The organism is Streptomyces tibetensis, from assembly GCF_007655005.1.
Classification (GTDB): Bacteria; Actinomycetota; Actinomycetes; order Streptomycetales; family Streptomycetaceae; genus Streptomyces; species Streptomyces tibetensis.
The window spans coordinates 127,018-148,720 of record NZ_SZVW01000009.1 but is presented as its reverse complement, the minus strand read 5'-3'; the positions used below and the strand labels follow the sequence as shown (position 1 = coordinate 148,720).

At 71.5% G+C, this 21,703-nt stretch carries 21 protein-coding genes; 11 read left to right on the top strand and 10 right to left on the bottom strand.

Annotation, left to right across the window (positions count from 1 at the left end):
- The first annotated feature begins 93 nt into the window (after positions 1-93).
- From FDO69_RS17100 to FDO69_RS17090, 3 genes are all read left to right on the top strand, one after another.
- Positions 94-1,560 (top strand): MGH1-like glycoside hydrolase domain-containing protein, encoded by a 1,467-nt coding sequence (locus tag FDO69_RS17100; RefSeq protein ID WP_104780688.1) that lies wholly within the window; start codon positions 94-96, stop codon positions 1,558-1,560.
- Positions 1,557-3,494 carry an amylo-alpha-1,6-glucosidase gene (locus FDO69_RS17095; RefSeq protein WP_104780687.1) on the top strand — a complete coding sequence of 646 codons (1,938 nt, stop codon included), beginning with the start codon at positions 1,557-1,559 and terminating at the stop codon, positions 3,492-3,494. The genes FDO69_RS17100 and FDO69_RS17095 overlap by 4 nt, the downstream gene beginning before the upstream one ends.
- A 334-nt stretch (positions 3,495-3,828) precedes the next feature.
- Positions 3,829-5,538: an alkaline phosphatase family protein gene (locus FDO69_RS17090; protein ID WP_104780829.1), complete on the top strand. Its 1,710-nt coding sequence runs from the start codon at positions 3,829-3,831 to the stop codon at positions 5,536-5,538.
- A 28-nt stretch (positions 5,539-5,566) separates the two neighbouring features.
- On the opposite strand, the gene dusB is transcribed toward FDO69_RS17090, so the two are convergent.
- Positions 5,567-6,700, bottom strand: a complete 1,134-nt coding sequence (gene dusB, locus FDO69_RS17085) for a tRNA dihydrouridine synthase DusB (protein ID WP_104780686.1) — start codon at positions 6,698-6,700, stop codon at positions 5,567-5,569.
- A gap of 78 nt (positions 6,701-6,778) precedes the next feature.
- Between dusB and FDO69_RS17080 the strand changes: the two genes are divergently transcribed.
- Positions 6,779-8,224: an MFS transporter gene (locus FDO69_RS17080; protein ID WP_104780828.1), complete on the top strand. Its 1,446-nt coding sequence runs from the start codon at positions 6,779-6,781 to the stop codon at positions 8,222-8,224.
- Between the two features lie 132 nt (positions 8,225-8,356).
- On the opposite strand, the gene FDO69_RS17075 is transcribed toward FDO69_RS17080, so the two are convergent.
- Positions 8,357-9,271 carry a helix-turn-helix transcriptional regulator gene (locus tag FDO69_RS17075; protein WP_104780827.1) on the bottom strand — a complete coding sequence of 305 codons (915 nt, stop codon included), beginning with the start codon at positions 9,269-9,271 and terminating at the stop codon, positions 8,357-8,359.
- Between the two features lie 102 nt (positions 9,272-9,373).
- Here FDO69_RS17075 and FDO69_RS17070 point away from each other — a divergent pair, with 102 nt between their 5' ends.
- Positions 9,374-10,825: an MFS transporter gene (locus tag FDO69_RS17070; RefSeq protein WP_104780826.1), complete on the top strand. Its 1,452-nt coding sequence runs from the start codon at positions 9,374-9,376 to the stop codon at positions 10,823-10,825.
- Between the two features lie 115 nt (positions 10,826-10,940).
- Positions 10,941-11,147: a hypothetical protein gene (locus FDO69_RS17065; protein ID WP_104780685.1), complete on the top strand. Its 207-nt coding sequence runs from the start codon at positions 10,941-10,943 to the stop codon at positions 11,145-11,147.
- 77 nt (positions 11,148-11,224) lie between these two features.
- Here FDO69_RS17065 and FDO69_RS17060 read toward each other — a convergent pair whose 3' ends face one another.
- On the bottom strand, positions 11,225-11,818 hold the full coding sequence (locus tag FDO69_RS17060) for a TetR/AcrR family transcriptional regulator (protein WP_104780684.1): 594 nt from the start codon (positions 11,816-11,818) through the stop codon (positions 11,225-11,227).
- A 25-nt stretch (positions 11,819-11,843) separates the two neighbouring features.
- Positions 11,844-12,848, bottom strand: coding sequence for an aldo/keto reductase (locus FDO69_RS17055; protein WP_104780825.1), 1,005 nt, complete (start codon positions 12,846-12,848; stop codon positions 11,844-11,846).
- A 163-nt stretch (positions 12,849-13,011) separates the two neighbouring features.
- Between FDO69_RS17055 and FDO69_RS41610 the strand changes: the two genes are divergently transcribed.
- Complete coding sequence (locus tag FDO69_RS41610) at positions 13,012-13,218, top strand: hypothetical protein (protein WP_199838290.1); 207 nt, start codon at positions 13,012-13,014, stop codon at positions 13,216-13,218.
- Positions 13,219-13,305: 87 nt separating this feature from the next.
- Here the strand turns inward: FDO69_RS41610 and FDO69_RS17045 are convergent, their stop codons facing one another.
- Positions 13,306-14,688 (bottom strand): glycine--tRNA ligase, encoded by a 1,383-nt coding sequence (locus FDO69_RS17045; RefSeq protein ID WP_104780683.1) that lies wholly within the window; start codon positions 14,686-14,688, stop codon positions 13,306-13,308.
- A 171-nt stretch (positions 14,689-14,859) separates the two neighbouring features.
- Between FDO69_RS17045 and FDO69_RS17040 the strand changes: the two genes are divergently transcribed.
- The 4 genes from FDO69_RS17040 to FDO69_RS17025 are packed head-to-tail and all read left to right on the top strand — an operon-like array spanning position 14,860 to position 17,990.
- Positions 14,860-15,822 (top strand): zinc ABC transporter substrate-binding protein, encoded by a 963-nt coding sequence (locus FDO69_RS17040; RefSeq protein WP_104780682.1) that lies wholly within the window; start codon positions 14,860-14,862, stop codon positions 15,820-15,822.
- A 20-nt stretch (positions 15,823-15,842) separates the two neighbouring features.
- Positions 15,843-16,610, top strand: a complete 768-nt coding sequence (locus tag FDO69_RS17035) for a metal ABC transporter ATP-binding protein (RefSeq protein ID WP_104780824.1) — start codon at positions 15,843-15,845, stop codon at positions 16,608-16,610.
- On the top strand, positions 16,610-17,512 hold the full coding sequence (locus tag FDO69_RS17030) for a metal ABC transporter permease (protein WP_104780681.1): 903 nt from the start codon (positions 16,610-16,612) through the stop codon (positions 17,510-17,512). Before FDO69_RS17035 ends, FDO69_RS17030 begins: the two co-directional genes overlap by 1 nt.
- Before the next feature lie 58 nt (positions 17,513-17,570).
- Positions 17,571-17,990, top strand: coding sequence for a Fur family transcriptional regulator (locus FDO69_RS17025; protein WP_104780680.1), 420 nt, complete (start codon positions 17,571-17,573; stop codon positions 17,988-17,990).
- Positions 17,991-18,064: 74 nt separating this feature from the next.
- On the opposite strand, the gene FDO69_RS17020 is transcribed toward FDO69_RS17025, so the two are convergent.
- The 5 genes from FDO69_RS17020 to FDO69_RS17000 all read right to left on the bottom strand — a co-directional run bounded on the left by FDO69_RS17020 (position 18,065) and on the right by FDO69_RS17000 (position 21,600).
- Positions 18,065-19,453 carry an MFS transporter gene (locus tag FDO69_RS17020; protein ID WP_104780679.1) on the bottom strand — a complete coding sequence of 463 codons (1,389 nt, stop codon included), beginning with the start codon at positions 19,451-19,453 and terminating at the stop codon, positions 18,065-18,067.
- Between the two features lie 61 nt (positions 19,454-19,514).
- Positions 19,515-20,348, bottom strand: coding sequence for an isoprenyl transferase (locus FDO69_RS17015; protein ID WP_104780678.1), 834 nt, complete (start codon positions 20,346-20,348; stop codon positions 19,515-19,517).
- A 60-nt stretch (positions 20,349-20,408) separates the two neighbouring features.
- A complete protein-coding gene (gene recO / locus FDO69_RS17010; protein WP_003990109.1) occupies positions 20,409-21,155 on the bottom strand; it encodes a DNA repair protein RecO in 747 nt (248 codons plus the stop codon).
- 26 nt (positions 21,156-21,181) lie between these two features.
- Positions 21,182-21,397 carry a hypothetical protein gene (locus tag FDO69_RS17005; protein WP_030836519.1) on the bottom strand — a complete coding sequence of 72 codons (216 nt, stop codon included), beginning with the start codon at positions 21,395-21,397 and terminating at the stop codon, positions 21,182-21,184.
- On the bottom strand, positions 21,394-21,600 hold the full coding sequence (locus tag FDO69_RS17000) for a hypothetical protein (RefSeq protein ID WP_104780677.1): 207 nt from the start codon (positions 21,598-21,600) through the stop codon (positions 21,394-21,396). Before FDO69_RS17000 ends, FDO69_RS17005 begins: the two co-directional genes overlap by 4 nt.
- Positions 21,601-21,703 lie beyond the last annotated feature (103 nt).

Here is a 21,703-nt window from a genome sequence, read left to right as displayed (position 1 = left end):
GCATTACATATTGGGTTTTGCGTGTTAAATAGACGTAACCCTACGGTAGCCCCTGCCGATCCTGGCCAGGAGTACGTCTTTGGGAGAGCCCGAGTGGATCGCATCGCCCAGCTCACCACGCGTCCCGCGGGGCGCGAGATCGCATACGATCCGGCCGCCGCGCCGACGTCCCTGCACGTCAGGGCCGCACAGGTCCTGGAGGGCAACTGGACCGGCCGGTCCACCGTGCCCTCGCGCGGCCTGTATCCGCACCAGTGGTCGTGGGACTCGGCGTTCATCGCGATCGGCCTCAGGCACCTCTCGCCGTTACGGGCGCAGACGGAACTGGAGACACTGCTGTCGGCCCAGTGGGCGGACGGGCGGGTCCCGCACATCGTCTTCAACCCCTCCGTCCCCCTCGACGCGTACTTCCCGAGCCCCGACTTCTGGCGTTCGTCGACCGCCGGGCGCGCCGCCGGCGCCCCGCGCACCGTAGAGACCTCCGGGATCGTGCAGCCCCCGGTCCACGCCCTGGCCGCGTGGCTGGTGCACCTCGCCGACCCCGGCCTGTCCAGGGCGCGCGGCTTCCTCGCCCGGGCGTACCCCCGGCTGGCCGCGTGGCACGACTACCTCCTGCACCGTCGCGACCTCGGCGGGGACGGGCTGGTGTCCGTCGTGCACCCCTGGGAACAGGGTATGGACAACAGCCCCTGCTGGGACCGCCCGTTGTCCCGCGTCACCCCCGCCCCCGCCCTCTCCTTCCGCCGCGCCGACCTCGACCACGGCGCCCCAAAGGACCGGCCGACGGATCTGGACTACGGGCGGTACGTGCGGCTTGCGGCCGACTACCGGGACCGCGGATACGCCGACGCCGGAATCGGCGGGCCGGGCCGCAGGACCGCGGCTGAGGGCGGTGGCGGGAGACGGGCGGGCGATTTCGCCGTCGAGGACCCGGCGTTCAACGCCCTGCTCATCGCCTCCGAGTACGCCCTGGCCCGGATCGCGCGGGAGCTGGGCGCGGCGGAGCCGCCCCGGCTCGGCCGCGCCGAGCGGCTGACCGCCACGCTCGTGGAGCGGCTGTTCGATCCGGAGGCGGGGATGTTCCTGTGCCGGGACGTGCTCGCGCAGGAGCTGATCCCTGAGCGCAGCGTCTCCGGGCTCGTCCCCCTGCTGCTCCCCGCCCTGCCCCGCGACCTCGCGGCCACCCTGGTCCGCACGATGTGCGGCCCGCACTTCGGCCTCGGCGGCACGACCCGCCTGGTCCCGAGCTACGACCTGCTCGGCGAGGCCTTCGACCCGCACCGCTACTGGCGCGGCCCGGCCTGGTTCAACACCAACTGGCTGCTGGAGCGCGGCCTGCGGCTGCACGGCGAGCGCGGCCGGGCCGACGCCCTGCGCAAGGGCATGCTGCACACCGCCGGCGCCTCCGGCTTCGCGGAGTACGTCGACCCGTACACGGCACAGGCCTGCGGCGTCACCGGTTTCGGCTGGACCGCCGCGCTCACGCTCGACCTGCTGCACGACCGGCCCGCACGGGGCGGGAACGGCCTCACGGCGATCAAGGGAGAGGACCGGGCATGACGGACCGGCATCATCTGCTCGTGCACGGACGGACGTTCGCCGCCGTCGGCGACCGCGGCGACATCAGCGGCTACCGGGGCGGCAGCGCCCCGGACGGTCTGTTCGTACGGGACGCCCGGCATCTGAGCCGGTGGCAGCTCACCGTCGACGGGGCGGTGCCCGACACGCTGACCCCAGTGGCCGACGGGGACACCGCGCGCTGTGTGCTCGTCCCGCGCGGCGGCCGTGACGAACCGCCCGCGTACACGCTCTTTCGCGAACAGGCCGTCGGGGACTCCTCGTTCGTGGAGTCGCTGCGCGTCACCAGCAACCGTCCGGTACCGACGACGGTCCACCTCGCGGTCACCGCCGACGCCGACTTCACCGACCAGTTCGAGCTGCGCTCCGACCACCGCACCTACACGAAGGCCGGCGCCGTCCGCTCCCGCCAGGTGCTCGCACACGGCGTGGAGTTCGTCTACCGGCGCGGCGAATGGCGTTCCGTCACGACCGTGACGGCCGACCCCCGGCCGGACGCCGTGGAGGAGACCGGCACCGGCGCCCGCCGCCTGGCGTGGACCCTGGACCTCGAACCGCACGGCACAGCCGAGCTGACCCTGCGGGTCATGGCCCGCCCGCACGGCGACCGGCGCGCCCTGCGCGTGCCCCGCTCCCCCGCCGCCGCCCAGGAGCAACTGCGCGCCCGGGAGGACGAGTTCGTCCGGGACGTGGCCTTCCCGGCCGGCTGGCCCGAGCTGGCCGCCGCCTGCACCCGGGGGCTCGCCGACCTCGCCGCCCTCCAGATCCCGGCCACCGGCCCGGACGGCGAGGATCTGCGCGTCCCGGCCGCCGGTGCCCCCTGGTTCCTGACGCTGCTGGGCCGGGACGCCCTGCTGACCTCGCTGTTCGCCCTGCCCTACCGGCCGGGTCTGGCCGCGGCCACCCTGCCCGCGCTCGCCGCGACCCAGGCCACCGGAACCGGCGCCGACGAGATCGCCCAGCCCGGCAAGATCGTGCACGAGGTGCGGCACGGCGAACTGGCCCACTTCGGCCAGGTCCCCTACGGCCGCTACTACGGTTCGGTCGACGCCACCCCGCTCTTCCTCGTCCTGCTCGGCGCGTACACCGAGCACACCGGCGACACCGGCCCGGCCCGCCGCCTCGAACCCCACGCCCGGGCCGCGGTCACCTGGATGCTCGACCACGGCGGCCTGACCTCGCGCGGCTACCTCGTCTACCGCGCCGACCAGGGCGGCCTCGCCAACCAGAACTGGAAGGACTCCCCCGGAGCCATCTGCTCCGCAGAAGGCACCCGCCCGCACGGGCCGGTGACGGCGGCGGGCGCCCAGGGCTACGCCTACGACGCCCTGCGCCGCACGGCGGGCCTCGCCCGCACGGTGTGGCAGGACGCCACGTACGCGCACCTGCTGGAGCAGGCGGCCGGCGACCTGCGCGAACGCTTCCAGCGGGACTTCTGGATGGCGGAGCACTCCTTCCCCGCCCTCGCGCTCGACGGCCGGGGCAAGCAGGTCGACGCGCTCGCCTCCGACGCCGGGCACCTGCTGTGGTCGGGGCTGCTGGACAAGGAGTACGGCGAACTCGTCGGCCGGCGGCTCCTCGAGGCGGACTTCTTCTCCGGCTGGGGCGTCCGTACCCTGGCCGCCGGGCAGCCGGCGTACCACCCGCTCTCCTACCACCGCGGCTCGGTCTGGCCGCACGACAACGCGCTGATCGCCCTGGGCCTGGCCCGCTACGGGCTGCACGACGAGGCCCGCGCGATCGCCCACGGCCTGGTCGACGCGGCGGGCGCGACCGGCCACCGGCTCCCGGAGGTCCTCGCGGGCTACGGCCGCGACACGCACCCCGAGCCGGTGCCCTACCCGCACGCGTGCGTGCGTGAATCGCGTTCGGCGTCGGCCCCGTTGGCGCTGCTCACGGCGGTCGGCGTGGTCTGAGGGCCGGTTGGCCCGCCGTTTGCCGGGTGTTTGCCGAGCTCTGGCCCGGGCGGCTGAACACAGCCGAGGGACACCCCGTACGCAACGGTGGCGGACCCGTACCCCCACCCGGGTCCGCCACCTCACCGGTTCCGTACGGAAGGACCTCCGGGTGCCTGTCTTCACACGCTTCAGCGAGTCGTCGCAACCGGGCGACGGCGTACCCGAGGTCGAGACCGAAACCGAGACCGAGGGCGGGGAGCAGGGCGAGGGCGAGAGAGGGGAGACGGCAGCGGCGGCGGCCGATCCGGCTCTTGCCGCCACACGAGCCGGCGACGGGCCCCGGCTGACCGGCCTGCGCACCTGGCGCACCCGGGCCGCCGCTCTCGGGCACCGGCCGGCCCTTCTCCGCACCTGGCGCACCCGCCACCCCCGTGCCGCCCGCGCCGTCCACCTGGCCGTCACCGTCATCGCCGCGTTCCTGGTCCTGGGTGCCCTGCTCCTGCCCAACACGCTCCCCGCCCTGAAGGCGGTCAGTTTCGCGCGGATCCCGGCGGAGGCGGTCCTCGGGGCCGTCGTCGTCCTGGCGCTGCCGCGCCGGCCCCGGCTGGTGGCGGCGGTGCTGTACGGGCTCGGCCTCACCGCGCTGACCACGGTGAACCTGCTCGACATGGGGTTCAACGAGTACCTGGGCCGGGGCTTCAACGCCGCGCTCGACTGGGATCTGCTGCCCGACGCGCAGGCGTACGTCGAGGACACGCTCGGCGGGGGCGTCGCGACCGCCGCCGCCGTCGGCGCGGTGGTGCTCGTGCTGCTCGTGGCGGCCGTCATGGTCGCGGCGTCGATCCGGCTCGCCGACGTGCTGGCACGTCACCGGGTGCGGGCGTCCAAGGGCGCCCTGATCGCCGGCACCGTCTGGGTCGCCTGCTCCGCGCTGGGCCTGACGCTGTTCGGCGGGCCGATCGCCTCCGAGCGCGGGGCCGGGGCCCTCAAGGTGCACGCCCAGCGGACGGTGGAGTCGCTGCGGGACGAGGCCGCGTTCGTGCGGCAGTCCAAGGCGGACACCTTCGGCAACACCCCGCCCGGTGAGCTGCTGCCCGACCTGCGCGGCAAGGACGTGATCTTCACGTTCATCGAGAGCTACGGCCGCAGCGCCATCGAGGACCCGATCATGGCCCCCGGCGTCGACCGCACGCTGGACTCCAGCACCGAGGCCCTGAAGAAGGCGGGTTTCGACGCCCGCAGCGGCTGGCTGACCTCGGCGACGTACGGCGGCAGCAGCTGGCTCGGCCACTCCACGACCATGTCCGGCCTGTGGATCGACAACCAGCGGCGCTACCGCACGGTCAGCGCCGGCGACCACCTCACCCTCACCAAGGCGTTCCAGGAGACCGGCGCCTGGGACACGGTCGGCGTCATGCCGGGCGTGCAGAAGGGCTGGCCGGAGGAGAAGTGGTACGGCCTCGACAAGCTCTACGACGCCTTCGACCTGGGGTACCGGGGCCCGAAGTTCAGCTGGTCGACGATGCCCGACCAGTACGCGCTGGAGGCGTTCCAGCGGCGGGTGCACGGCAAGAATCGGGACAAGCCGCTGATGTCGTTCGTCATCCTGACCTCCAGCCACCAGCCCTGGGCGCCCATCCCGAAGATGGTCGGCTGGGACGAACTCGGCGACGGCTCGGTCTTCGACGCGATCCAGAAGGCCGGCAACAAGGCGTCGGACGTCATCACCGACACCACCAAGTCCCGCGAGGAGTACGGCAAGTCCATCCAGTACTCGGTGACCAGCCTCACCCAGTGGCTGGAGCGCTACGGCACCGACGACACCGTGCTGGTGTTCCTCGGCGACCACCAGCCCATCGCCCGGGTCAGCGGGAACCACGCCTCCCGGGACGTGCCGGTGTCGATCGTCGCGAAGGACCCGAAGGTCCTGGACAAGGTCGCCGACTGGAAGTGGACGCAGGGGCTGAAGCCGGACCGCGACGCGCCCGTCTGGAGGATGAGCTCCTTCCGGGACCGCTTCCTGAAGGCGTTCGGCTCCACCCCGCACCCGTCGAAGGGCTGATTCAGCCGCGCACCCGTCGAACGGCTGATCAGCCGCCGGACGTGTCCAGCTCGGCGTCCTCGCCGACCCCGGCGCAGTCGTAGGGGTCCTTCAGCCAGCCGTCCGGCAGCACCACCCGGTTGTTGCCGGACGTGCGGCCCCGGGGCCCGTCGGCGCCAGTGGGCCAGGGCTGGTCGAGGTCCAGCTCGTCCAGGCCGGAGCGCAGCTCCTCCAGGGACGAGGTGATGGCGAGACGCTTGCGCATCTCGGAGCCGACCGCGAAGCCCTTGAGGTACCAGGCGACGTGCTTGCGGAAGTCGACGACGCCCTTGGTCTCGTCGCCGATCCACTCGCCGAGCAGGGTGGCGTGCCGGACCATGACGTCGGCGACCTCGCGCAGGGCGGGGCGGGCGATGTCCTCGGTGCGGCCCTCGAAGGCGGCGACCAGGTCGGAGAACAGCCACGGCCGCCCCAGACAGCCGCGGCCCACGACCACACCGTCGCAACCGGTCTCGCGCACCATCCGCAGGGCGTCCTCGGCGGACCAGATGTCGCCGTTGCCGAGCACCGGGATCTCCGGCACGTGCTCCTTCAGCCGGGCGATGGCGTCCCAGTCGGCGGTGCCGCCGTAGTGCTGGGCGGCGGTGCGGCCGTGCAGGGCGATGGCGGTGACGCCCTCCTCGACGGCGATCCGGCCGGCGTCGAGGAAGGTGATGTGGTCGTCGTCGATGCCCTTGCGCATCTTCATCGTCACGGGCAGGTCGCCCGCGCCGCTGACGGCCTCGCGCAGGATGGCCCGCAGCAGGTTCCGCTTGTACGGCAGCGCGGAGCCGCCGCCCTTGCGGGTGACCTTCGGCACGGGGCAACCGAAGTTCAGGTCGATGTGGTCGGCGAGGTCCTCCTCCGCGATCATGCGGACGGCCTTGCCGACGGTCGCGGGGTCCACGCCGTACAGCTGGATCGAGCGCGGCGTCTCCGTCGCGTCGAAGTGGATCAGCTGCATGGTCTTCTCGTTGCGTTCGACCAGCGCCCGGGTGGTGATCATCTCGCTGACGAACAGGCCCTTGCCGCCGCTGAACTCTCTGCACAGGGTGCGGAAGGGCGCGTTGGTGATTCCGGCCATGGGGGCCAGGACGACAGGGGGCCGGACGGTGTGCGGGCCGATCTGGAGGGGCGTGGACATGCCTCCATTGTGCCGTGCGAGGAGACGGTACATTTCATTAGTTAGCCACACTATCGAAGTCGGCGTACGATGGACCGCATGCCCGAGCTCAGTCACCGCCGCCGCATGCTGGTGCTCGCGATCTGCTGCATGAGCCTGCTGATCGTGAGCCTCGACAACACGGTCCTGAACGTGGCCCTGCCGTCCATGCAGCGGGATCTGCACGCCAGTACCTCGGGCCTGCAGTGGACGATCGACGCGTACACCCTGGTCCTGGCCTCGCTGCTGATGCTCGCGGGCTCCACGGCCGACCGGATCGGCCGCAAGCGGGTGTTCATGGCGGGCCTGGTCGTCTTCACGATCGGCTCGGTGCTGTGCTCCCTGGCGCCGAACCTTCAGGCGCTGGTGGCGTTCCGGATGGTGCAGGCGGTGGGCGGCTCGATGCTGAACCCGGTCGCCATGTCGATCATCACGAACACCTTCACCGACCCACGCGAGCGGGCCCGGGCGATCGGTGTCTGGGGCGCGGTCGTCGGCATATCGATGGCCGCGGGTCCGCTGGTCGGAGGCCTCCTCGTCGACTCCGTCGGCTGGCGCTCCATCTTCTGGATCAACCTGCCGGTGGGTCTGGCGGCCCTGCTGCTCACCCTGCGCTTCGTCCCCGAGTCCCGTGCCCCTCGCGCCCGCCGCCCCGATCCCGTCGGGCAGGTGCTGGTGATCGCGCTGTTCGGCTCGCTGACCTACGCGATCATCGAGGCGCCGAGCACGCCGTTACGGTCCATCGCGCCCCTGGCCGTCGTCGCCCTGGCCGCCCTCACCGGGCTGCTCCTCTACGAGCCGCGCCGCAAGGAACCGCTGATCGACCTGCGCTTCTTCCGCTCGGCGCCGTTCAGCGGGGCGACGGTCATCGCGATCAGCGCGTTCGCCGCGCTCGGCGGCTTTCTGTTCCTGTCGACGCTGTACCTGCAGAACGTACGCGGCCTGACCGCCCTGGAGGCGGGGCTGTGGATGCTGCCGATGGCCGTCCCGACGTTCCTGTGCGCGCCGCTGTCGGGCCGCCTGGTGGGCACGCGCGGCCCCCGCCTGCCCCTGCTGATCGCGGGTTTCGCGATGACGACGAGCGGTGTCCTGTTCGCCGCGTTCGAGGCGGAGACCTCCGACGTCACACTCTTCGCCGGCTACGTCCTGTTCGGCATCGGCTTCGGGTTCGTCAACGCGCCCATCACCAACACGGCGGTCTCCGGCATGCCACGCGCCCAGGCGGGCGTCGCGGCGGCGGTCGCCTCCACGAGCCGGCAGCTCGGGCAGACGCTGGGGGTGGCCGTGGTGGGCGCGGTGCTCGCCTCCGGGGTCGGCGCGTCCTCGTACCGGGAGACGTTCGTGTCCGCGGCGCGGCCCGGGTGGTGGATCCTCGCGGTGTGCGGGTTCGCGGTGCTGGCACTGGGAGCGGTGACGAACGGACGGTGGGCCCGGGGCACGGCCGAACAGGCCGCCGCGAGACTGGAGTCGGAGCAGGTGCGGGACGCCGCCGGGGTCCGTGTCTGAGCCGACGGGCATCCCGCACGGCCCGTCGACGGTCTGGTCGCCTGCGCATGGACGCTCAAGCAGTTCCCCAGCGGCCGGGCGCTAACGCTCCGTACGGACGACTGCGGACGACGGCGAGCTACGGACCGGCAGTCACCTGCCGGCGTGAACGGACCGCCGGGCCACGGCGATCGCCTGCAGCTCCGCCAGCCGCTCGTGTGACTCCGCGTCCGCGGGAACGTAGGTGACGATCCGGGGGCCCGCGCCGGGCGTCAGCCACAGGTCCGTGTGGTCGACGGTGACGCGGCCCACGTGGCGGTTGCGGAACTCCTTGCGTTTGCTGCGGTGGGCGACCACCTCGTGGCGGTCCCAGGCCCTGCGGAACTCGGGGGACTCCGTGTGCAGCCGGTTGAGGAGCATCTTCCAGGCCGGTTCGGCGAGATGGCCGGCCATCGTCGCACGGAAGCGGGCCGCCATGAGGCGCTGCGTCTCCTCCAGGTGCACGATCGAGGACTGCCACTCGGGGTGGGTGTAGGAGAGGAGGATGCAGTTGCGGTCCTCGGGCGGGACCGCGTCCAGGTCGCACAACAGCAGCCCGTACGTGTGGTTGTGGGCGAGGATGTCGTACCGGCTGTTCTGCAGGCACGCCGGAAACGGCTCGACCTGCTCCAGCAGCGCCCGCATCGCCGATGTGACCGAGGGGCACGTGGTCGACGGGGTCGGATCTGCCGCCCCGGCGAGCTGGAAGAGGTGCGCGCGTTCGCTCGGGTCGAGCAGCAGCGCGCGGGCCAGCGCGTCGAGGACCTGGACGGAGACCTGGATGTCCCGGGCCTGCTCCAGCCACGTGTACCAGGTGACGCCCACCGCGGAGAGCTGGGCGACCTCCTCCCGGCGCAGTCCGGGTGTGCGGCGCCGGGCGCCCCTCGGCAGCCCCACCTGCTCGGGGGCGATCCGCTCCCGGCGGCTGCGCAGGAAGGCCGCCAGCTCGTGCCGGCGCACCTCGGCGTCGCGGGGCGCGGGCGGCACCTCGGGGCTGCGGGCCGTCGTCTCCTGCGCCATGGTCGTCATGCCCTCCAGCATGCCCCCGCCCGGACCCTGTTTCCAGGTGGTGCCACTACCAGGATAAGGACACTCTGGTACCAGCCTGAGGGACGTCGCAGGCTCGTGACCGTGACCACTGAATCCCTGGCCCCACGCCCCGTCCGTTCACCCACCGCCGCCGCCCCCGCCTCCTCCTCCGGTCCCGCGCTCGGCGGCCTCGGGCTGTTCACGGTGCTGCTGGGCGCCGCCCTCCCCCTCATCGACTTCTTCATCGTCAACGTCGCCCTGCCCACCATCGGTACCGACCTCGCCGCGAGCGAGTCCGTCCTCGAACTCGTCGTCTCCGGGTACGGGGTGTCGTACGCCGTCCTGCTGGTCCTCGGGGGCAGACTCGGCGACCTGTTCGGCCGGCGGCGGCTGTTCCTCGCCGGGATGGCGGCCTTCGGGCTGACCTCGCTGGCCTGCGGACTGGCGCCCGGCGCCTGGTCGCTGGTCGCGGCCCGGGGCGCGCAGGGCGCGTCGGCCGCCGCGATGCTGCCGCAGGTGCTCGCCACCATCCAGGCGACCACGACCGGCCCCCGCCGGGCGAGGGCCATGGGCCTGTACGGCGCGACCGCGGGGCTGGCGATGGTCGCCGGGCAGATCCTCGGCGGGGTGCTGGTGGCCGCCGACATCGCGGGGACCGGCTGGCGGTCGGTGTTTCTCGTCAATGTGCCGGTCGTGCTCGCCGGGCTGGTGCTGGCCGCCCGTGCCGTCCCCGAGACCAGGTCGCCGCGGCCCGAGCCGGTCGACGTCCCGGGCACGTTCCTTCTCGCGGCCTCGCTCCTCACGCTGCTCGTCCCGCTCACCGAGGGCCGGGCGGCGGGCTGGCCGCTGTGGACGTGGCTGTCGCTGGCGGCGTTCCCCTTCGTGGCGGCGGCGTTCTACGCGGTGGAGCGGCGGGCCGACCGCGAGGGCCGTACGCCGCTGGTGCCGCCGAGCCTGTTCGCGCTCACCTCGCTGCGCCGCGGACTGCTGCTGGTACTGCCCTTCTCGATCGGCTTCAGCGGCTTCATGTTCGTGATCGCGGTGGCGCTGCAGCAGGGCGCCGGGCTGGGTCCGGTGGCCGCGGGCCTGGCGCTCGCCCCGCTGGCGGTGGTGTTCTTCGTGTTCTCGCTGCTGGGCCCGCGCCTGATCGCCCGGTACGGCACGCGCGTGGTGACGGCCGGTGCCGTTCTCCAGGGGGCGGGCCTGACCCTGATGGCGTTGGCCGCCTGGTGGTTCTGGCCGCACCTCGGCTTCGTCGAGCTGCTCCCGGGCGGTGTGGTCGCCGGTGCGGGACAGGCGCTGCAACTCCCCGTCATCTACCGGGTGATCCTCTCCGAGGTGCCGCCCGCCCGCGCCGGTGTCGGCAGCGGCGTGATGATCACGACCCAGCAGTCGGCGCTGGCCCTCGGTGTGGCGACCCTGGGCACGCTGTTCCTGTCCCTGGTCCCGGGATGGGGCATGCGGGACGCCCTGATCGCGACTGTGCTGGTGCAGATCTGCGGTGTCGTGCTGACCGGCCTGCTGAGCCTGCGGCTGCCCCGCACCATCGCCTGAGGTCGCTCACAGCCTGATAAAGCTCTTCCGGGGAAGCCCTGTTGATGCCGGTCTTGCTGCACACTCCTTGCTGCGAGCGGATCGGGACGGCGGATTTCTCGACGCGGGAGGCGTCATGGCACAGATCGACACGAGCAAGGTCAGCCGGTGGGACCAGCACGGCCGGGAACACGTGGTGCGGGTGCACCGGACGGGTGTCCAGCGCACGATCAGATGCGACACCTGCGGCTGGCACAGAGGCGCCCAGTTCCTGCCCTGGCTGAAGGCGGAGGAGCATCTGCTGGAGGCCCACCAGGCCACCGTGGACCCGACGGCCGCCTAGGGGCAGGGTGGGCTCGAGCCGCCGGGGGCTACGGGGCTCCGGGGCAGGGCAGGCTCAGGCCGCTGACGCGCCGGGGACTACTGGGCTCGCCGCAGGCCCTGCACCAGCAGGTCGACGACCGCCGCGAAGTCGGCCTCGGTGCCCGGCTCCTCCCACTCCCTCGCGTAACAGGGGTCGTGGAAGCGGCCCGTGGCCTGGAAGACCGCGCGGGCCGAGGCCTCCGGGTCGGTGGCGGCGAAGTCACCCGCCTCGACGCCGGCCTGGATGATGCGGGTCAGTTGCGTCTCCAGGTCGGTGATGTGCTCGCCCACCGCCGTGCCGTTCTCGTCGGTGAGGACCATGTACGTGGCGAACAGCTCCGGGTCCTCACCCGCCTTGCGGCGCTTGGCGGCGAACAGCGCGGCGAGCCAGTCCCGCAGCCGGTCCTCCGGCACGCGGTCCGCGGCGACGATCCCGGACAGCTGCCCGGAGGTGCGGTCCAGCCAGCGCTTGGTGACCGCCTCGCGCAGGGCCGCCTTCGTCCGGAAGTGGCGGTAGACGCTGCCGTGGCTGACACCGAGCGCGCGCGCCACGTCCACCACGGTGGCCTTGGCCGGGCCGTGACGGCGCAGCACCTCCTCGGTGGCCTCGAGGATGCGCTCGGCGGTCAGAGTCTCGCTGGTCGGTGGCATGCCCTGACCGTACCCGGAGCCCCGTTCAGCTCTCGAGGTGTGCCATCTGGGCCGCCGGGTAGCGGTCGCCCGCTGCGGCACCGGCCGGCACGGCTCCCTCGATCGCCGCCAGGTCGGCCGGCTCCAGCGTCACCTCCAGCGCGCCCAGCGCCTCCGTGAGCCGGTCGCGGCGGCGGGCGCCGACCAGGGGCACGATGTCCTCACCGCGGGAGAGCACCCAGGCGATCGCGATCTTCGCGACGCTGACGCCCTTCTGCTCGGCTGTCTTCCGCAGGGCCTCGACGAGGTTCAGGTTGTGCCGGAGGTTGTCGCCCTGGAAGCGCGGCGACATCGCCCGGAAGTCACCCGCGCCGAGCTGCCGGTCCGCGGTGAAGTGGCCGGAGATCAGGCCGCGGGAGAGCACGCCGTACGCCGTGATGCCGATTCCCAGCTCGCGGACGGTGGGCAGGACCTCGTCCTCGATGCCGCGGGATATGAGGGAGTACTCGATCTGGAGGTCGGACACCGGTGCGGTGGCCGCCGCCCGGCGGATCGTCTCGGCGCCGACCTCGCTGAGGCCGATGTGCCGTACATAGCCCTGCTCGACGAGTTCCGCTATCGCCCCGACCGTCTCCTCGATCGGAACGTCCGGGTCGAGGCGGGCGATGCGGTAGACGTCGATGTGGTCGACGCCGAGCCGCTGGAGGGAGTAGGCGGCGAAGCTCTTCACGGCGGCGGGGCGGCCGTCGTAGCCGAGCCAACTGCCGTCCGGGCCGCGCAGCGCGCCGAACTTCACGCTGATCAGGGCCTGTTCGCGCCGGGTCGCGGGGGCGGCGCGCAGGGCCTCGCCGATCAGCATCTCGTTGTGACCCATGGCGTAGAAGTCGCCGGTGTCGAGCAGGGTGACGCCCGCGTCGAGCGCCGCATGGATCGTCGCGACGGACTCGGTCCGATCCGCCTCGCCGTACAGGGCGGACATGCCCATGCAGCCGAGGCCGAGGGCGGAGACCTGGGGGCCTGTGGTTCCGAGGGGTCGGGTTCGCATCGCCATGCCCTCCACCATGCCATGACAGCTGACAGATTTCAATATCTGTCAGCTGATATCTGTCAGCCGGTATCTGTCAGCTGGTATCTGTCAGGCTGATACGTGTCAGCGACTCAGTCATGGCGCTCCAGGAACTGTCGCCACAGGCCGCCGGGCATGTACCGGCTGGGTGGAACTGGTCCGTGACGACCTGGACTGGGAGGTCGTGCGCAACACCGGCCGGGTGATCGCCGCGATCAACGCCGACATCCTGCTCACGGTGGAAGTGGAGGAGCGGCGCGGCGTCTGGGCGCCCTCGACGATCAAGTCCTTCGACTCGGTCACCTCGAAGTGGAACCGCGCCTCGGACCACGCTGCCGTCTACGTGGCCGTCTAAGTGGACCTCGACCTCTGAAGTCGCCGGAACGCACCGGTGCCGGGCCCCTTCGAGGAGGAACCCGGCACCGGACATGGCGAAGGACGATCAGCAGCCGATCAGGCGGGCCGCCAGGTAGCCCTCGATCTGGTCGAGGGAGACGCGCTCCTGCTTCATCGAGTCGCGCTCGCGGACGGTCACGGCGTTGTCCTCGAGCGTGTCGAAGTCGACGGTCACGCAGAACGGCGTACCGATCTCGTCCTGACGGCGGTAGCGGCGGCCGATGGCACCGGCGTCGTCGAACTCGATGTTCCAGTTCTGCCGGAGCGCCTGGGCGAGGCCCTTGGCCTTCGGGGACAGCTCCGGGTTACGGGACAGCGGCAGCACCGCGACCTTCACCGGGGCGAGGCGCGGGTCGAGGCGCAGCACGGTGCGCTTCTCCATCTTGCCCTTGGCGTTGGGGGCCTCGTCCTCGATGTAGGCGTCCAGGAGGAACGCCAGCATCGCGCGGCCGACACCGGCCGCGGGCTCGATGACGTACGGAGTCCAGCGCTCGCCGGCCTCCTGGTCGAAGTAGGTGAGGTCCTGGCCGGAGGCCTTGGAGTGGGCGCCGAGGTCGTAGTCGGTGCGGTTGGCCACACCCTCGAGCTCGCCCCACTCACTGCCGCCGAAGGAGAAGCGGTACTCGATGTCGGCGGTGCGCTTGGAGTAGTGGGAAAGCTTCTCCTTCGGGTGCTCGTACCACCGCATGTTCTCCTCGCGCAGGCCGAGACCGGTGTACCAGTTCCAGCGCTGCTCCATCCAGTACTCCTGCCACTTCTCGTCCTCGCCCGGCTTGACGAAGAACTCCATCTCCATCTGCTCGAACTCGCGGGTGCGGAAGATGAAGTTGCCGGGCGTGATCTCGTTGCGGAAGGACTTGCCCATCTGGGCGATGCCGAACGGCGGCTTGCGGCGCGAGGTGGTCTGCACCTGCGAGAAGTTGGTGAAGATGCCCTGGGCGGTCTCGGGACGCAGGTAGGCGACGGAGCCGGAGTCCTGCGTCGGGCCGAGGTGGGTGGACAGCAGGCCCGAGAACTGCTTGGGCTCGGTGAACTGGCCCTTGTTGCCGCAGTTGGGGCAGTTGACGTCGGCCAGGCCGTTCTCCGGGGCGCGGCCCTTCTTCTCCTCGTAGGCCTCCTCCAGGTGGTCCGCGCGGAACCGCTTGTGGCAGGAGGTGCATTCGGTCAGCGGGTCCGTGAAGGTGGCGACGTGACCGGAGGCGACCCAGACCTCGGGGGCCAGGATCACGGACGAGTCGATGCCCACGACGTCCTCGCGCGACGTCACCATGTAGCGCCACCACTGGCGCTTGAGGTTCTCCTTGAGCTCGACACCCAGGGGGCCGTAGTCCCAAGCGGCGCGCTGACCGCCGTAGATCTCACTACAGGGGAATACGAAGCCACGGCGCTTGCTCAGGCTGACGATGGTGTCGATCTTGTCGGCGGCCACGGTGCTCTCTTCATTACGACGACGGGCGACGAAGCGAGTTGCTTCCAGCGAATGTCTCAGGTTACCGGCGGGGACGCCCCCTCAATCAAATCGCTCCCCCTGAGGTGACCTCAAGGCCCTGCTCGGACGGTTTGTTGACAACGGTTTCCATATTTGTTGAAAATGAGTGTCATGAACGTACGACGACGCCTCATACCCGCCGCCGCGGCCGCCTCTCTCGGCCTCGGCGCCCTGACCGCCTGCTCCAGCGACAGCGCGGCCACGGGCAACACGGACAAGTTCGACGTCGTCGCGTCGTTCTACCCCATGGCGTTCCTCGCCCAGCAGATCGGCGGCGACCATGCGAACGTGACCAGTCTGACCGAGCCCGGCCAGGAGCCGCACGACCTGGAGATCAGCACCAAGCAGCGCGCGCAGCTGGAGGAGGCCGACGCGGCGCTCTACCTCAAGGGCCTCCAGCCCGCCGTCGACGAGGCCGTCGGCCAGACCGGCATCAAGACCAAGATCGACGCGGCCACGCTGACCCACCTCGAGGACCACGGCACCGGCGGCCACAGCCACGACGGCGAGGAAGGCCACTCCGAGGAAGGCCACTCCGAGGAGGACGAGCACGGCCGCGACCCGCACGTCTGGCTCGACCCGGTGAAGTACGCCGAGATCGCCCAGGGCGTCGGCAAGGCCTTCGAGAAGGCCGACCCGGACCACGCGGCCGACTACAAGAAGAACACCGAGGCCCTGGTCACGAAGCTGAAGGGCCTCGACGGCGACTTCGAGAACGGCCTGAAGAACACGAAGACCAAGGTCTTCTTCACCAACCACGCCGCCTTCGGCTACCTCGCCGAGCGCTACGGCCTCACCCAGGAGGCCATCTCCGGCGTCGACCCCGACAGCGAGCCCAGCGGCGCCCGGGTCCGGGAGCTCCAGCAGGAGGCGAAGGCCGACGGCGTCACCACCGTCTTCTACGAGACACTGGTCTCCGACAAGACCGCCAAGACCCTGGCCCGCGACGCGAACCTGAAGACCGACGTCCTCGACCCGATCGAGGGCATCACGGACACGTCCCGCGGCGACGACTACTTCCAGGTCATGGAAGCCAACCTCAAGGCCCTGCGGACGGCCCTGGGAGCCAAGTGATCGACCCATCGGAGGACGGCATGACCGAGCCCGTCGTATCCCTGCGCGGCGTCCGCGCGGACCTGGGCTCGCGCCCCGTGCTGCGCGGCATCGACCTCACCGTGCACCGCGGCGAGGTCGTCGCGCTGCTCGGCGCGAACGGCTCGGGCAAGTCCACTGCCGTGCGCAGCGTCATCGGCCAGGTGCAGACCGGCGCCGGCGCCATCGAGCTGTTCGGCACGGACCGCAGGCGGTTCCGCGACTGGCACCGCGTGGGCTACGTCCCGCAGCGCACCACGGCCGCCGGCGGCGTGCCCGCCACGGTGACCGAGGTGGTCTCCTCCGGCCGCCTGTCCCGGGCCCGCTTCGGCGTGCTGCGCAAGGCCGACCACGCGGCCGTACGACGCGCCCTCGACCTCGTCGGCATGGCCGACCGGGCCAAGGACTCCGTCGACGCCCTCTCCGGCGGCCAGCACCAGCGTGTCCTGATCGCCCGCGCGCTCGCCTGCGAGCCGGAGCTGCTGATCATGGACGAGCCGATGGCCGGAGTCGACCTGGCCAGCCAGGAGGTCCTCGCGCACACCCTCACCGAGCAGGTCTCCCAGGGCACCACCGTGCTGCTCGTGCTGCACGAACTGGGCCCGCTGGAGCCGCTGATCGACCGGGCGGTCGTGCTGCGCGACGGCTGCGTCGTCCACGACGGGCCGCCCCCGAAGGCCGTCGGCCAGCACGCGCTGCCCGGCCACGACCACGTACACCCGCACGCACCGGCGGGCGCCGAACCGATCCGCACGGGACTGCTGAGCTGATGGACTTCCTCGACTACGCCTTCATGCAGCGGGCCCTGCTCGCCGCCGTCCTGGTCGGCATCACGGCCCCCGCGGTGGGGATCTACCTGGTCCAGCGCCGCCAGGCCCTGATGGGCGACGGCATCGGCCACGTGGCGATGACCGGCGTCGGCCTCGGCTTCCTGCTGACCTGGTCCCCGGTGTGGATGGCGACCCTCGTCTCCGTCCTCGGCGCGGTCCTCATGGAGCTGATCCGCTGGTACGGCAAGACCCGCGGCGACATCGCCCTCGCGATGCTGTTCTACGGCGGCATGGCCGGCGGTGTGATGTTCATCAACCTCGCACCGACGGGCTCCAACGCCAACCTGACGTCGTACCTGTTCGGCTCCCTGTCGACGGTGTCCCAGTCGGACGTCACCGCGATCTGCGTCCTGGCCGCGTTCGTCGTCCTGGTCACCCTCGGCCTGCGGCGGCAGCTGTTCGCGGTCAGCCAGGACGAGGAGTTCGCCCGGGTGACGGGGCTGCCGGTGCGCGTGCTGAACCTGCTGACGGCGGTCACCGCGGCCGTGACGGTGACGGTGGCGATGCGCGTGGTCGGGCTGCTCCTGGTCAGTGCGCTGATGGTGGTGCCCGTCGCGGCCGCCCAGCAGATCGCCCGCAGCTTTGCCGCCACCTTCGTGATCGCCGTGGCCATCGGCGTGAGCGTGACGATCGGCGGCACCGTCACCTCGTACTACCAGGACGTGCCGCCCGGCGCGACGATCGTGCTGCTGACCCTCGGCGCGTTCATCGCCCTGACGGCGCTCGCGGCCCCACTGGCCCGGCGCCGCGCCCGGGCCAGGGCGGCCGCTGACGGCGCGACCGATCCCGGGGACTGCACGATCCCGGGCAGCCGCCGGGCGGCCGACGAAGTCGGCGTCTGACCGCCCCCACCCCGGGCTGGCACAATGGCCCGGGCAAGGCAGACGTGAGGAGGCAACGGTGACGACCGCTGGACCGTCCGTGAAGGGCCGCGCCACCAAGCAGCGGGCCGCTGTGGCGGCGGCCCTGCAGGAGGTCGACGAGTTCCGCAGCGCGCAGGAACTGCACGACATGCTCAAGCACAAGGGCGACTCGGTCGGGCTCACCACGGTCTACCGCACCCTGCAGTCCCTCGCCGACGCCGGTGAGGTCGACGTCCTGCGCACGGCCGACGGGGAGTCGGTGTACCGGCGTTGCTCCACCGACGACCATCACCATCACCTCGTGTGCCGTGGCTGCGGCAAGGCCGTCGAGGTGGAGGGGCCGGCGGTGGAGAAGTGGGCCGAGTCGATCGCCGCCGAGCACGGGTATGTGAACGTGGCTCATACGGTGGAGATTTTCGGGACCTGCGCGGAATGCGCTGCGGCGTCTGGCGGATGAGTTGTCGGCTGCGGGTGCGTTGGGGCTTGTCGCGCAGTTCCCCGCGCCCCTGAGGTCAGAGGCCTCCTGGCCTCCTACGCGCCCCGGGCGCTGAGCCCGCGCCGGACGAGCAGCGACAGGGCCGAGGAGGCGAGGATCACGGCGCCGCCGGCCCGCAGGATGAGGTCGTAGGCGCGTTCCGGGCCGGTCTCGGGGGTGAGCGAGGTGATGGCCGCCGCCACGGCCGCGAGACCGATCGCGCCGAGCGTGACGAGGGCGGTGAGGACGACGCCCGAGGCCTCTCCGGCGCGGGCGGGCGAGACGACCTGCTGGGTGGCCACGCTGGCGAAGGTCCAGCCGAGGCCCAGCCCGAGCGCGCACCAGGTGAAGACGGGCAGGTAGACCCACCAGGACCAGGCGAAGCTCAGCCCGATCATGCCGGTGCCGGCGACGGCCCCGGCCAGGGCCATGACACTGGTGGCGCGCATCCGGCCGGACAGCCAGGCGCCGATGGGCCCCGAGCAGGCCACCATCACGGCCGGGGCGAGGAACACCGTGCCGGACAGGATCGCCGACAGGCCGCGCACCTGCTGCAACTGGAGCGTGGCGAGGAACACGGTGACGGCGTAGCCCATGTTGGCCACCGACCCCATCACGGTGACGAGGTCGAAGCGGATGTTGCGGAAAAGCCGGAAGTCGACCAGCGGATGCCGGCAGGTCCGCTCCCGCAGCGCGAAGAGGGCGCCGGCCACCACCGCGATCCCGAACAGGGCGAGCGTGCGGGCGTGGTCCCAGCCCCAGGCGCTCCCCCGCTCCACGGCCAGGGTCAGGGCGGCCAGGCTCGTCACGACGGCCAGACAGCCGGGCAGGTCGACCTGGCGTGGGGCGCTCTCGTCCCGCGAGTCGGGGACGTACCGCAGGGCGATCAGCAGCGACAGTGCGCTGAGCGGGGCCAGCAGCCAGAAGATCCACCGCCAGCCCGGCCCGTCGGTGAAGCCGCCGCCGACGAACGGCCCGAGGGCGGTGCCGACGTTGGCGATCCCGAACATCGCCCCCAGCGCCCGGGCCCGGGTCTCCTCGGGAAAGGCGTTGGTGATCACGGAGACCGACACGGGAAAGATCAGTGCCGCGCCCGCGCCCTGCACGATCCGGGCCACGACGAGCACACCGAGGCTCGGCGCGAGGGCGCAGCCGACGGAGGCCGCGGCGAACAGCCCGGTCCCGGCCAGCAGGATCGGGCGCCGCCCGAGGAGGTCACCCAGCCGTCCCCCGACGATGAACAGGCAGCCGACGGCGAGCATGTACGCGGACAGCGTCCACTGCGCCGCGGAAACGGTCGTGTCCAGCTCGTCGGAGATCCCGGGGATGGCCAGGTTGAGCGCGAAGAAGTCCAGCTGGATGCAGAACAGGGCCAGCGAGGACGCCATGAAAACCCCCGCCCGGTGCGGGGTCCGGCGAGGTGCGCCGACGGCGGTGGAACCCATGCCACCAGCACACCGCCGCCCTGGCCCGGCCGCCACCTCAAGGCGGCCGGGCCCGTGCTCGCTACGGCTGCTCGCCCTCCATGGCCAGCAGCTCCTCGTTCGGGATCGCCCCGCCGAAGCGGCGGTCCCGCGAGGCGAACTCCAGACAGGCCCGCCACAGGTCGCGCCGGTCGAAGTCCGGCCACAGCACGTCCTGGAAGACCATCTCGGCGTAGGCGCTCTGCCAGAGCAGGTAGTTGGAGGTGCGCTGCTCACCGCTGGGCCGCAGGAACAGGTCCACGTCCGGCATGTCCGGGTAGTACATGTACTTCGCGAAGGTCTTCTCGTTGACCTTCGACGGGTCGAGTTTGCCGCTCTTCACGTCCGCCGCCAGCGCCTGGGCCGCGTCGGCGATCTCGGCCCGTCCGCCGTAGTTCATGCAGAAGTACAGCGTGAGTTTGTCGTTGCCCTTGGTCTGCTCCTGGGCGACCTGGAGCTCCTTGGCCACCGAGCGCCACAGCTTCGGCATCCGCCCGACCCAGCGCACCCGGATGCCCAGCTCGTCGAGCTGGTCCCGGGTCTTGCGGATGAAGTCCCGGTTGAAGTTCATCAGGAAGCGCACCTCGTCGGGCGAGCGCTTCCAGTTCTCGGTGGAGAAGGCGTACAGGGAGATGGCGCCCACGCCCATCTCGATGGCCCCCTGGAGCACGTCCAGCACGCGCTCGGCGCCGACCTTGTGCCCTTCGGTGCGCGGCAGGCCCCGGTCCTTGGCCCAGCGGCCGTTGCCGTCCATGACGATCGCCACATGCCGCGGTACGAACTCCCCGGGGATCTTCGGGGGCCGCGCGCCGGACGGGTGCGGCTCCGGCGTCCTGTACTCCCGGCGCTGGCGCCCCAGGATCCCGCGTACGGCCATGTGTTTCTCGTCTCCTCGTGCTCGCTTGCTTCTGTGCTGCTCTGTTGTGCGCTGCTCGCGCTACTTCTCGACGTAGCGCAGGGAACGCAGCCCGCGCTCCATGTGCCAGTGCAGATACGCGGACACCAGCCCGCTGCCCTCCCGGACGTAGCGCGCCTCGCAGGCGTCCGCGGTCTCCCAGTCTCCCGTCAGCAGGGCGCCGAGGAGCTCCAGGGCCTGGGGTGAGGGTACGACGCTGCCGGGGACACGGCAGTCCACGCAGACGGAACCGCCCGAGGCGACCGAGAAGAACCGGTTGGGTCCGGGCATCCCGCACTTCGCGCAGTCGGTGAAGCTCGGGGCGTAGCCGTTGACGGCGAGGGAGCGGAGCAGGAACGCGTCGAGCACGAGATGGGGTGCGTGCTCCCCTCGGGCGAGGGTCCGCAGCCCTCCGACCAGCAGCAGGTACTGCTGCACGGCCGGCTCCCCTTCGTGGTCGGTGAACCGCTCGGCGGTCTCCAGCATGACGGTCCCCGCCGTGTACCGAGCGTAGTCGCTGACGATGCCGCCGCCGTACGGCGCGATGGTCTCACTCTGGGTGCACAGCGGCAGACCGCGTCCGACGAGCTCGCTCCCCTTGGCGAAAAACTGCACGTCGACGTGGGAGAACGGCTCGAGGCGCGCACCGAACTTCGACTTCGTCCGGCGCACGCCCCGGGCCACCGCGCGTACTCGACCGTGACCGCGCGTGAGCAGCGTGATGATCCGGTCCGCCTCACCCAGCTTCTGGGTGCGCAGCACGATGCCGTCGTCGCGGAACAGACTCATGGCGCCATTCTCGCAGGGTCACCGCCTCAGGGGACCTCGCCCCTGCTGCGTGCGTTGGCGTACGCCGTCGCCGCGCGCAGCCGCTCGGCCGGGGTGGCGTGCCGGACGGCACCGGGGTCGGCGTCCCACTCCCTGCCGCCCCCGTACGGCCTCAGCTGCACGTAGGGCCCCTCATGCCCCATGACGATGCCGATGCGGCCGCTGCGGGTGTCCACCACGTAGGCGCCGACCGGTGGCTTCATCGCAGCACCGCCGCGAGCCGCCGGGCGGTCTCCACGGAACACCGGCCCAATTCCACGAGCGGACAGGGTGCTTCCCGCGCAAGACTCACCGGGTCGAGCCCCAGTGACGGCAAGGTAATTCCCGCCTCGGCGAGTTCTGCCCGCAATTCTTTCACCGCATCCTCCGCTTCTTCGACGCAGAGCGCCGAGTGTCGTGCCTTCACCGTGCTCCCCTCCCTTTCCCGATTTCACTCTTCGCGTCCCTACGGTGACGCTCCGCTTCTACACTCGGGAAGGGTCTGTGCCCTACAACTGCGGGGCAGCACA

Excerpts from the sequence above, each read along its gene's own strand:
- FDO69_RS17095 (WP_104780687.1), top strand. The coding sequence starts at position 1,557 with ATGACGGACCGGCATCATCTGCTCGTGCACGGACGGACGTTCGCCGCC.
- dusB (WP_104780686.1), bottom strand. The coding sequence starts at position 6,700 with ATGTCCACGCCCCTCCAGATCGGCCCGCACACCGTCCGGCCCCCTGTC.
- FDO69_RS17080 (WP_104780828.1), top strand. The coding sequence starts at position 6,779 with ATGCCCGAGCTCAGTCACCGCCGCCGCATGCTGGTGCTCGCGATCTGC.
- FDO69_RS17075 (WP_104780827.1), bottom strand. The coding sequence starts at position 9,271 with ATGACGACCATGGCGCAGGAGACGACGGCCCGCAGCCCCGAGGTGCCG.
- FDO69_RS17065 (WP_104780685.1), top strand. The coding sequence starts at position 10,941 with ATGGCACAGATCGACACGAGCAAGGTCAGCCGGTGGGACCAGCACGGC.
- FDO69_RS17060 (WP_104780684.1), bottom strand. The coding sequence starts at position 11,818 with ATGCCACCGACCAGCGAGACTCTGACCGCCGAGCGCATCCTCGAGGCC.
- FDO69_RS17055 (WP_104780825.1), bottom strand. The coding sequence starts at position 12,848 with ATGGCGATGCGAACCCGACCCCTCGGAACCACAGGCCCCCAGGTCTCC.
- FDO69_RS17040 (WP_104780682.1), top strand. The coding sequence starts at position 14,860 with ATGAACGTACGACGACGCCTCATACCCGCCGCCGCGGCCGCCTCTCTC.
- FDO69_RS17035 (WP_104780824.1), top strand. The coding sequence starts at position 15,843 with ATGACCGAGCCCGTCGTATCCCTGCGCGGCGTCCGCGCGGACCTGGGC.
- FDO69_RS17030 (WP_104780681.1), top strand. The coding sequence starts at position 16,610 with ATGGACTTCCTCGACTACGCCTTCATGCAGCGGGCCCTGCTCGCCGCC.
- FDO69_RS17020 (WP_104780679.1), bottom strand. The coding sequence starts at position 19,453 with ATGGGTTCCACCGCCGTCGGCGCACCTCGCCGGACCCCGCACCGGGCG.
- FDO69_RS17015 (WP_104780678.1), bottom strand. The coding sequence starts at position 20,348 with ATGGCCGTACGCGGGATCCTGGGGCGCCAGCGCCGGGAGTACAGGACG.
- recO (WP_003990109.1), bottom strand. The coding sequence starts at position 21,155 with ATGAGTCTGTTCCGCGACGACGGCATCGTGCTGCGCACCCAGAAGCTG.
- FDO69_RS17005 (WP_030836519.1), bottom strand. The coding sequence starts at position 21,397 with ATGAAGCCACCGGTCGGCGCCTACGTGGTGGACACCCGCAGCGGCCGC.